11 protein-coding genes are annotated in these 9,578 nt (G+C 70.6%); 4 read left to right on the top strand and 7 right to left on the bottom strand.

The genetic code is table 11. The annotated features are described in order from the left end of the window. Window positions 1–272 precede the first annotated feature (272 nt). The gene (locus GH736_RS11175) at window positions 273–1,190 is read right to left on the bottom strand and encodes a pseudouridine-5'-phosphate glycosidase (protein ID WP_203230724.1); all 918 of its coding nucleotides are present in this window, start codon (window positions 1,188–1,190) and stop codon (window positions 273–275) included. Window positions 1,191–1,281: 91 nt separating this feature from the next. On the opposite strand from GH736_RS11175, the gene GH736_RS11170 reads away from it, so the two are divergent. From GH736_RS11170 to GH736_RS11155, 4 genes are all read left to right on the top strand, one after another. Continuing rightward, window positions 1,282–2,208, top strand: coding sequence for an ABC transporter ATP-binding protein (locus GH736_RS11170; RefSeq protein WP_159603213.1), 927 nt, complete (start codon window positions 1,282–1,284; stop codon window positions 2,206–2,208). Next, on the top strand, window positions 2,205–3,044 hold the full coding sequence (locus GH736_RS11165; protein ID WP_159603211.1) for an ABC transporter permease: 840 nt from the start codon (window positions 2,205–2,207) through the stop codon (window positions 3,042–3,044). The genes GH736_RS11170 and GH736_RS11165 overlap by 4 nt, the downstream gene beginning before the upstream one ends. Continuing rightward, entirely contained in the window at window positions 3,041–3,874 is an 834-nt protein-coding gene (locus GH736_RS11160; RefSeq protein ID WP_159603209.1) for an ABC transporter permease, read from the top strand. Before GH736_RS11165 ends, GH736_RS11160 begins: the two co-directional genes overlap by 4 nt. Before the next feature lie 134 nt (window positions 3,875–4,008). Further along, window positions 4,009–4,362 carry a hypothetical protein gene (locus GH736_RS11155; protein ID WP_159603207.1) on the top strand — a complete coding sequence of 118 codons (354 nt, stop codon included), beginning with the start codon at window positions 4,009–4,011 and terminating at the stop codon, window positions 4,360–4,362. Between the two features lie 34 nt (window positions 4,363–4,396). On the opposite strand, the gene GH736_RS11150 is transcribed toward GH736_RS11155, so the two are convergent. The 6 genes from GH736_RS11150 to GH736_RS11125 form a co-directional block, all read right to left on the bottom strand. Continuing rightward, window positions 4,397–4,759, bottom strand: a complete 363-nt coding sequence (locus GH736_RS11150) for an aldehyde dehydrogenase (RefSeq protein ID WP_203230723.1) — start codon at window positions 4,757–4,759, stop codon at window positions 4,397–4,399. A gap of 266 nt (window positions 4,760–5,025) precedes the next feature. Then, a complete protein-coding gene (locus GH736_RS11145; protein ID WP_159603205.1) occupies window positions 5,026–6,447 on the bottom strand; it encodes an MFS transporter in 1,422 nt (473 codons plus the stop codon). 213 nt (window positions 6,448–6,660) lie between these two features. Further along, entirely contained in the window at window positions 6,661–7,017 is a 357-nt protein-coding gene (locus GH736_RS11140) for a hypothetical protein (RefSeq protein ID WP_159603203.1), read from the bottom strand. A gap of 90 nt (window positions 7,018–7,107) precedes the next feature. Then, the gene (ribH, locus tag GH736_RS11135; protein ID WP_159603202.1) at window positions 7,108–7,578 is read right to left on the bottom strand and encodes a 6,7-dimethyl-8-ribityllumazine synthase; all 471 of its coding nucleotides are present in this window, start codon (window positions 7,576–7,578) and stop codon (window positions 7,108–7,110) included. Beyond that, entirely contained in the window at window positions 7,575–8,879 is a 1,305-nt protein-coding gene (gene ribA / locus GH736_RS11130) for a GTP cyclohydrolase II (RefSeq protein ID WP_159603201.1), read from the bottom strand. The genes ribH and ribA overlap by 4 nt, the downstream gene beginning before the upstream one ends. Continuing rightward, window positions 8,876–9,578: riboflavin synthase (locus tag GH736_RS11125; protein ID WP_328596834.1), on the bottom strand; the 703-nt coding region annotated here is incomplete at its 5' end. The genes ribA and GH736_RS11125, both read right to left, overlap by 4 nt.

Below are 9,578 nucleotides of genomic sequence, written 5' to 3'. Positions count from 1 at the left end.
ACGATTCATCGAGAACGCGCTTTCCCGCATCGTCTCGATCGGATCGCCCTGCTGAGCACGCATGAGTCGCTCGACGAGGAGATCGCCGCGATGAACGTGCTCATCGACAGGAGGCCGAGAACGCCGCGCCGACATCAGCAGGGATGCCGCCATCGCTGCGGCGGCCATGAGGCCGATCGACGTGCGAGCGCCGAATCGAGGCCCACACGACGACGTCCTCGACGAGGTCGCCGAGCACGGTGAGGACGCCCGCGGATGCCTCGGTTCGGCGGTCACCCGGCGACGGCACGCGCGATCTCCGCCCCGAGCGCGACATTGCCCCGGTACACCTCGAGGTTGACCTCGAGGCTCCGCCCGCCGGTGGCCCGCTGCACGTGGTCGAGCAGGAACGGCGTGGTGTCGTGCCCGGTGATGCCGGCCTCGGATGCCGCCGCCAGCGCCTCGCCGAGCACCCGGTCGTGGAACGCGGGGTCGAGCTGCAGCGCCTCGTCGACCGGGTTCGCGACGAGGACCGCCGAGGCGAGGCCGAGCTCGTCGCGGGCGCGCGCCAGCTCCGCGGCATCCGCTGCGCCCTCGATGCGGTAGTCGAGCGCGAAGCCCGAGTCGGCGACGTAGAAGCCGGGGAACCGGTCGGTGCGGTAGCCGACGACCGGCACGTTGAGCGTCTCGAGTCGCTCGAGGGTCGCGCCGATGTCGAGGATCGACTTGACGCCGGCGCTCACGAGCGTGATCGGCGTCGTCGCCAGCGTGCCGAGGTCGGCCGACTCGTCGAAGGTCTCGCTCGCGCCGCGGTGCACGCCGCCCAGCCCTCCCGTCGACATGACCCGGATGCCGGCGCGGTACGCGAGCCACGCCGTCGCCGCCACGGTCGTGCCGCCGTCGAGGGCCTTCGCCCGCGCGATCGGCAGGTCGCGCACGCTCACCTTCACCACGTCGCCCGAGGTGCAGAGCCGCTCGATCTCGGCGGGGGAGAGGCCGACGACCGCGATGCCGTCGACCACGCCGATCGTGGCGGGCACCACCCCGGCGTCGCGCACCTGCTGCTCGGCGGCCAGCCCGACCTCGAGGTTGCGCGGGGCCGGGAGGCCGTGGCTCAGGATCGTCGACTCGAGCGCCAGCACGGGAGCACCGGCGTCGATGGCGGCGCGCACCTCGTCGGACACGCGGATCGCCGGCGTCAGGGTCTGCATGACGTCATCGTAGGGGCGCCGTGCGACCGTGCGACAGGTCGCCGCGGCATCCGCTCGCCGATGTCGGCGGCCGCAGCTACGGTGGACTACCGTGCCAGCACCTGTCATCGTCGCCCAGGACCTCGTGAAGCGCTACGGCGAGTTCGCCGCGGTCGACGGCATCTCGTTCGAGGTCGCACCCGGCGAGTCGTTCGGGCTGCTCGGGCCCAACGGCGCCGGCAAGTCCACGACGATGCGCATGGTGGGCGCCGTCTCGACGCGCACCTCCGGCGACCTGGCGATCCTGGGGCTCGACCCCGACACGCACGGGCCCGAGATCCGGTCGCAGCTCGGGGTCGTGCCGCAGGCCGACAACCTCGATGCCGAGCTACGGGTGCGCGAGAACCTCCTCGTCTACGGCCGCTACTTCGGCATGCCGGGCCGCCTCGTCGCGAAGCGCGCCGACGAGCTGCTCGCGTTCGCCCAGCTGGAGGACAAGGGCAAGGCCAAGGTCGACTCGCTCTCGGGCGGCATGAAGCGGCGGCTCACCATCGCGCGGGCGCTCATCAACGACCCACGGGTGCTGCTGCTCGACGAGCCCACCACGGGGCTCGACCCGCAGGCCAGGCACATCCTCTGGGACCGCCTGTTCCGCCTCAAGGAGCAGGGCACCACGCTGCTGCTCACCACCCACTACATGGACGAGGCCGAGCAGCTCTGCGACCGGCTCGTCGTGGTCGACAAGGGCGCGATCATGGCCGAGGGCACGCCCGCGGAGCTGATCCGCCGGTACTCGTCGCGCGAGGTGCTCGAGGTGCGCTTCGGCAGCGACCGCAACAGCGAGGTGGCCGAGCGCTTCACCGGTGTCGGCGACCGCATGGAGGTGCTGCCCGACCGCGTCCTCGTCTACAGCGACGACGGCGAGGCCGAGCTGGTGCGCATCACCGACGCCGGGTTCCGCCCCATCACGAGCCTGGTGCGCCGCTCGAGCCTCGAAGACGTCTTCCTCCGTCTCACCGGACGGAGCCTCATCGAATGACCGAACGACTCTCGACCGTGTCGGCCGACCCGGCCACCGCTCGGGCGATCGCCGCCGGGCGACGGACCCGTCGCTGGGGCGCCTGGTATGTCGCGCTGCACCGGTTCCGGGTGATGAAGAGCTACACCGGCACCGTCGTCGTCGCCGGCATCGGCAACCCCCTCGTCTACCTCTACGCCCTCGGCGTCGGCCTCGCGACGATCGTCGACGTCGACCTCGACGGCGTCAGCTACCTCGTGTTCGTCGCTCCCGCGCTGCTCGCGAGCGCCGCCATCACGGTGGCCAGCGAGGAGTTCACCTACCCGATCATGCTCGGCTACAAGTGGAATCCCACCTTCACGGGCATGAGCTCGTCGCCCCTGCGCCCCACGCAGATCGTGGACGGCATCGTCATCTCGGTGGCGGTGCGCATGACGGTGAACCTCGTGCTGTTCCTCCTGCTCATCCTCGTGTTCGGCGCGGCCCCGTCGCCGGTCGCCGCGGGCATGATCGTCGCCGGCCTGCTCGGCGGGCTCGCCTTCGGCACGGTGCTCATGGGCTACACGTCGACCCTCGAGGAGGACACAGGGCAGCTCGCCATGGTCATGCGGTTCGTGGTGCTGCCGATGACGCTGTTCTCGGGCACCTTCTTCCCACTGTCGACGTTCCCGATCTGGCTGCAGTGGATCGGGTGGATCTCGCCCCTCTGGCACAGCACCGAGCTGGCGCGGGTGTTCTCCTTCGGATACGAGGAGCCGATCTGGCTCAGTGTCGTGCACGTCGTCTACCTCGTCGTGCTCATCGTGACGGGGTGGGCCTGGGCCCGTCACATCGCCGTGCGGAGGCTCGGACGATGACCGACCTCACGCAGCGGGAGCGCGCGCGTCCGGGAGCGGGCCGGAGGCCCGTGCGCTCGCTCTACTCCGGCAACGCGAGCGCGGTGATGCTGCGCGGCTGGCGCGCCACCCGCAGCACGAACTGGCTCGTCGTGGTCAGCGGCTTCTTCGAGCCGATCTTCTACCTGCTCGCCATGGGCATCGGGCTCGGCACCCTCGTCGGCGACGTGACGACCGCGAGCGGCCAGGTGGTGCCGTACGCGGCGTTCATCGCGCCCGCGCTGCTCGCCGTGGCGGCCATGAACGGCGCGATCTACGACTCCACGTGGAACGTGTTCTTCAAGATCCGGTTCGCGAAGCTCTACGAGGGCATGCTCTCCACCTCGCTCGGCCCGCTCGACGTGGCACTCGGCGAGATCCTGCTGGCGCTCCTGCGGGGCGCGCTCTACGCCATCGGGTTCCAGCTGGTCATGCAGGTGCTCGGGCTCAACCTGTCGTGGTGGGCACTGCTCGCGGTGCCCGCCGTGCTGCTCATCGCCTTCGGGTTCGCGAGCCTCGGCATGGCGATCACCAGCTACATGAAGTCGTTCCAGCAGATGGACTGGATCAACTTCGTGATGCTGCCGATGTTCCTGTTCTCGGCCACGTTCTACCCGATCACCGTCTACCCCGAGTGGCTGCAGCGCGTCATCGAGGCGCTGCCCCTCTGGCACGGCGTCGAACTCGTGCGGGGACTCACCACCGGCGACGTCGGCTGGGGCCTGCTCTGGCACGTGCTCTACTACGTCGTCATGATCGCGCTCGGCGTGGTCTTCACCACCCGGCGACTCCGGGCGCTCTTCCTGGACTGAACGGGCCGCGGCCGATCTGCTCCCTCTGTTCGCCGTGTTTCGCCGTGTCTCCCGTGTTTCCGCGTGTGACGCGGGGCCGCGACATCCGCGGCACCCGCGCGTATCGTGGCCGCAACGATCACCGAGGAGCCCTCATGTCGCACCACGAGCCGCACGCCACCACCGAGCCCCGCACGGGCGCGGCGATGGGCATGCGCGGCTGCGTGTCGGCATCGGAGTGCCGGAGCGACCGCCCCGGGCACGGCCTGCACGCGATGCAGGAGCGGCTCGCGGCGACCACGGCCAGCAAGTGGATCGACGCGATCCTGACCGGCGTCGACGCGCACGGCTTCGCCACCGTCGTCGACTTCCACGACGGCTCGGTGCACCGCGTCTGGCACCACGACGCGTTCGACGGCGCCCTGCAGGCAGGCGAGCCCGTCGCGCTGCACGCGCTCTACGGCGTGCTCGCCCGAGGCACCGACCGGTTCAGCGTCGCGTACGCCTGACCGGGCCCGCCCGACCGGCCCGGCCGAAACCGCCTCACGCCACCGGCATCGCCCCGCTCATGGAGCCCATCATCTTCTCCATGGCCATGACCGCCTGATCGCATGCCATCGCGCACATGCGGCAGTGCTCGCTCATCTCGGCGTGCATCGCGCACTCCGCCGAGCAGGCCCGGCACATCATGATCGTGGTCTGCATCATCGACGTCATGACCTGCACGTCCCAGCCGTTCATTCGGAGCATCATGCGCATCATCGTGTCGCAGACGTCGGCGCAGTTCGCGCACATGCCCGCGCATCGGCCCATGCCCTCGCCGGCGTCGGCATCGGCGCACATGATGCACGCCTGCATGCACGCCGAGAGGGCCTCCAGACACTCCTGCATCATCGCCGGGTCCATGCCCTCCATGGGCTTCCCCGACGACGACATGGCGCCCTTCATCATGTCCATCGTCATGTTCATCTGCGGCTCGCCGTTCCGGGTCACCGAGCGCCGACGGTGCCGGCGGACGTCTCGACGGCCCTGTTCGGTGTCATGCTACGCCGGGCCGCGAACCGCGAGAAGGGCACGGGCCAAGCGTTCACGAGCACGAAACAGGGCGGATGCCCCGGGCATCGGCCCGCGGCATCCGCCCCGTCATCCGTGGCGACCCACGGCGTCGCGACCTACAGGCTGGCTGCCTCGGCCTGGCCCTCCGCGAGCTCGGTCTCGGCGTCGCCCGCCGCCTCGTAGTCGACGTCCTTCGTCTCCTTGGAGAGCAGCAGCGCGATCAGCGTGAGGACCGCCATGACCGAGAGGTAGACGCCGACCCAGAACGGACTGCCGCCGCCGGCCGCCCAGAGCGCGGTGCCGATGAACGGCGCCACGGCCGCACCGAGGATCGACGAGACGTTGTAGGCGATGCCCGAGCCCGTGTAGCGCACGTTCGTGGGGAAGAGCTCGGGAAGCAGCGCGCCCATCGGGCCGAACGTGAGGCCCATGAGCGAGAAGCCGACGATGAGCCACAGCATCACGCCCCAGAAGCCCGCGCCGAGCAGCGGCACCCAGATCAGGCCGAACACGATGATGCCGAGCGTGACCCAGATGAGCGTGCGACGGCGGCCCCAGCGGTCGGCCCACGGGCCCGAGACGAGGGTGAAGATGCCGAAGAACACCACGCCGGCGATGAGCATGAGCACGAACGTGTTGTACGAGTAGCCGAGGCCGGGCTGTGCGCCCTCGGGCGGCTCGACGGGCGAGCGGCCGTACGCGAGCGAGAACGTCGTCATCAGGTAGAACAGCACGTACGTCGCCAGCATGAAGAAGGTGCCGAGGATGAGCTGCTTCCAGTGGTTGCGGAACACGCTGGCGAGCGGCAGCTTCGCGAGCTTGCCGGCCTTCGACGCCTTGGAGAACGCCGTCGACTCGACGAGGCGCAACCGCACCCAGAGGCCCACGATGACCATGACGGCCGAGAACAGGAACGGGATGCGCCAGCCCCAGTCGAGGAACGCCTGCGATGGCATCGACGGGTCCTCCGACGGCAGCACCGCCGCGATCACGAGGAACAGGCCGTTGGCGATGATGAAGCCGATCGGTGCGCCGAGCTGCGGGAAGGTGCCGTACCAGGCGCGCTTCCCGGCCGGCGCGTTCTCGGTGGCCACCAGCGCCGCACCCGACCACTCGCCGCCCAGCGCGAAGCCCTGCGCGATACGGAGGATCACGAGCAGCAACGGGGCGAGCCAGCCGACCATCGCATAGGTGGGCAGCACGCCGATGAGGAACGTCGCGATGCCCATGGTGAGCAGCGCGCCGACCAGGGTGGCCTTGCGCCCGTGCTTGTCGCCGAGGTGTCCGAAGATCACCGCGCCGAGCGGACGGGCGACCATCGCCGCGCCGAAGACGGCGAACGACGCGAGCAGCGCGGCCGTGGGGTCGCCGGGCGGGAAGAAGAGGTAGGGGAAGACCAGCACCGCCGCGGTGGCGTAGACGTAGAAGTCGTAGAACTCGATCGTCGTGCCGATGAGGCTCGCGAGCACGACGCGGCTGCGCGGGTTGGCTGGGGTCGGGGTGGCGGCCGTCGCGGCCGCTGGGGTGGATGAGGACATCGCCTGCGTGACTCCGTGGAACGTGTGGAACGTGTGGACTGCTCCGCGACGGGAACGCCGATCAGGCGTGGGCATGGGCGCGGAGGCCGGGAATCGTCGCTTGTGGCAACCGGAACACCCTACGCTCGCGGCATCCGCTCATCGACCCGGGTGCGACGAGCGGCCGGGATCGTGCGGTGAGCGGCGTGTCCGAGGGGCACGCGACGACCGGCGTCAGTGCCAGGCGACCGCGATGACGATGTTGGCGAACGTCAGGCCGCCGACCGTCCAGAGCGCCCAGCTCGGCGCCGGCTTCCTCGTGCGGTAGACGAAGACGAGCACCGTGATGACGATGGCGATGAGGAGCTTCACCGCGAGCTTCACATTGTTCAGCTCGAAGAGGTCGCCGATCTGGATCGTGGCCACGAGGAGGATGCCGGTCACGATCTGCGTGAGCGCGCCGCGCCACATGATGGGCAGCACGGTGCCCTCGCCTCGGGCGATCGCCTTCTGCTGCACCAGGAATCCGCCGAAGAGCATCGCGAGACCGACGAAGTGCAGGATGAGGAGGATGATGCGCAAGACGTCCATGACCAGAGCCTAGGGCTCGCGCGACCTCCAGCACGACCGGAACGGCCCCGACGGGTCCGAGATCAGTCGAAGGTCGGAGGCTCGCGCGGATCAGCGCCAGACGGCCCGGATGGCCCGGGCGGTCGCGACGGCCGCCTCGGCCGCCTCGCGGCCCTTGTCCTCCTTGGAACCCGGCAGGCCGGCGCGGTCGAGGCCCTGCTGCTCGTCGTCGAGGGTGAGCACGCCGAAGCCGACCGGCTTGCCCGTGTCGAGCGCGACTCGGGTGAGGCCGTCGGTCGCGGCCGCCGAGACGTACTCGAAGTGCGGCGTGCCGCCGCGGATGATGACGCCGAGCGCCACGACGGCGTCGGCGCCCGCCTCGAGCGCCGCCTTCGACACCACCGGCAGCTCGAAGCTGCCGGGCACGCGCACGAGCTCGAACGAGGCGCCGGATGCCTCGAGCGTGCGCGTCGCGCCAGCGATGAGCCCGTTCGTGATCTCGTCGTGCCAGCTGCCGGCGACGATCACCACCCGGAGGCCGGTGCCGTCGACGTCGAGCTCGGGGGAGCCTGCTCCGCTCATGATGCGTGTCCTTCCAGGAGGGTCTCAGCAGCGGCATCCGTCAGCTGCTGATCGTCGATCGCGTGGCCCATGCGGCGACGCTTGGTGTCGAGGTAGCCCTCGTTGCCCGCGCCGACGCCGACGACGAGCGGGAGCCGCTCGGCGACGCGGATGCCGTGGGCCTCGAGCTGGCGCACCTTGTCGGGGTTGTTCGTGAGCAGTCGCACCGTGTCGATGCCCAGGTCCGTGAGGATCGCCGTGGCCGCGCCGTAGTCGCGCGCGTCGATCGGGAGCCCGAGCGCGAGGTTGGCGTCGAGGGTGTCGAGGCCGTCCTCCTGCAGGCGGTAGGCGCGGAGCTTGTTGATGAGCCCGATACCGCGCCCCTCGTGCCCGCGGAGGTAGACCACGACGCCGTCGCGGTCCTGGATCTCGTCGAGCGCCGCATCGAGCTGCGGCCCGCACTCGCACTTCAGCGACCCGAACGCCTCACCGGTCAGGCACTCGGAGTGCACGCGCACGACCGCCCCGGCCGGGTCGTTCGCCGGGTCGCCGTGGATGATCGCCACGTGGTCGGCGCCCGTGCTGCGATCGCGGTAGGCGCGCACCGAGAACACGCCGTGTTCGGTGGGCAACGAGGTCTCGACCTCGAACACGACACGCGACGACTCGGGCACGGCGGCCGGCCCGGCGCCGTCGGCGTCATCGAAGCCGGCGTGCCACTCGTTCATCCAGTCGATGAGCGCGGCCACCGTGGTGACCGGCAGGCCGTCGCGGGCGCCCAGCTCGATGAGTCCGGGCAGCCGCATCATCTCGCCGTCGTCGGCCACGATCTCGCCGATGACGCCGACGGGCGCGAGCCCGGCGAGGCGCATCAGGTCGACGGCCGCCTCGGTGTGGCCGGCGCGTTCGCGCACGCCGCCGTCGACCGCCCGGAGCGGGATCACGTGGCCCGGGCGGATGAGCCGATCGGGCGTCGACGCGGGGTCGGCGAGCACGCGAAGCGTGTGCGCGCGGTCGGCGGCGCTGATGCCCGTGGAGGTGCGGTCGGCCGCGTCGACCGAGATCGTGTACGCCGTGCCGCGGAGGTCCTCGTTGCGCTCCGTCATCAGCGGCAGTTCGAGCCGGTCGGCAAGGGCGTTCGGCATGGGCGCGCAGAGGAATCCGCTCGTGTGCCGCACCATCCACGCGATCCACTCCTGGGTCGCGAACTCGGCGGCCATGATCGCGTCGCCCTCGTTCTCGCGGGCCTCGTCGTCGGCCACGAGCACGGGCTTGCCGGCCCGCAGCGCCTCGAGCACCTCTGGGATCGTGGCGAGGCTCATGCGAGGCTCCCGACGCTCGTGGCGTGCGCCGACGGCTCGGCGACCGGCGACGGTTCGGCGAGCGACGACGGCAGCGCGCGGTGCGCGTCGAGGCGCAGCATCCGCTCGACGTGACGGGCCAGGATGTCGGTCTCGATGTTCACGAGATCGCCGACCTCGCGGTGGCCGAGGGTGGTGGCGACCAGAGTCTCGGGGATGAGCGACACCTCGAACCACGACCCGTCGGGCTCGTCGCCGAGCGCGCTGACCGTGAGCGAGACGCCGTCGACGGCGATCGAGCCCTTGTCGACGACCAGCGGGGCGTGGGCGTCGTCGAGCGAGAAGCGGATGACGCGCCAGGCGTCGCCCGGTCGGATCGAGAGCACGCGGGCGGTGCCGTCGATGTGGCCCTGCACGATGTGGCCGCCGAGGCGGTCGCCCACCAGGGCGGCGCGCTCGAGGTTGACCGGGAGGCCCTCGGCCGCGCCATCGAGGGTCGACATCGCGAGGGTCTGCGCCATGACGTCGGCCGTGAACGACTCGCCGTCGAAGTCGACGACGGTGAGGCACACGCCCGAGACGGCGATCGAGTCGCCGTGCTTGGCGCTCAGGATGAACCAGGCGTCGCAGTTCCACTCGACGTAGGCGGACGATTTCCGGAACAGCTGCGACACGTACAGGTCGCGAGCCGGTGCGGGTCGCCGGAGTTTCTGCGCGGCG

It is taken from the genome of Agromyces humi, assembly GCF_009720255.1.
Lineage (GTDB): Bacteria > Actinomycetota > Actinomycetes > Actinomycetales > Microbacteriaceae > Agromyces > Agromyces humi.
This window is presented reverse-complemented; position numbering and strand designations above follow the sequence as displayed.

Bases quoted from the DNA above. Each gene is read 5' to 3' on its own strand.
- GH736_RS11150 (WP_203230723.1), bottom strand. From the start codon at position 4,759: ATGGACCCGGCGATGATGCAGGAGTGTCTGGAGGCCCTCTCGGCGTGC.
- ribH (WP_159603202.1), bottom strand. From the start codon at position 7,578: ATGAGCGGAGCAGGCTCCCCCGAGCTCGACGTCGACGGCACCGGCCTC.
- ribA (WP_159603201.1), bottom strand. From the start codon at position 8,879: ATGAGCCTCGCCACGATCCCAGAGGTGCTCGAGGCGCTGCGGGCCGGC.
- GH736_RS11160 (WP_159603209.1), top strand. From the start codon at position 3,041: ATGACCGACCTCACGCAGCGGGAGCGCGCGCGTCCGGGAGCGGGCCGG.
- GH736_RS11155 (WP_159603207.1), top strand. From the start codon at position 4,009: ATGTCGCACCACGAGCCGCACGCCACCACCGAGCCCCGCACGGGCGCG.
- GH736_RS11165 (WP_159603211.1), top strand. From the start codon at position 2,205: ATGACCGAACGACTCTCGACCGTGTCGGCCGACCCGGCCACCGCTCGG.
- GH736_RS11140 (WP_159603203.1), bottom strand. From the start codon at position 7,017: ATGGACGTCTTGCGCATCATCCTCCTCATCCTGCACTTCGTCGGTCTC.
- GH736_RS11145 (WP_159603205.1), bottom strand. From the start codon at position 6,447: ATGTCCTCATCCACCCCAGCGGCCGCGACGGCCGCCACCCCGACCCCA.
- GH736_RS11175 (WP_203230724.1), bottom strand. From the start codon at position 1,190: ATGCAGACCCTGACGCCGGCGATCCGCGTGTCCGACGAGGTGCGCGCC.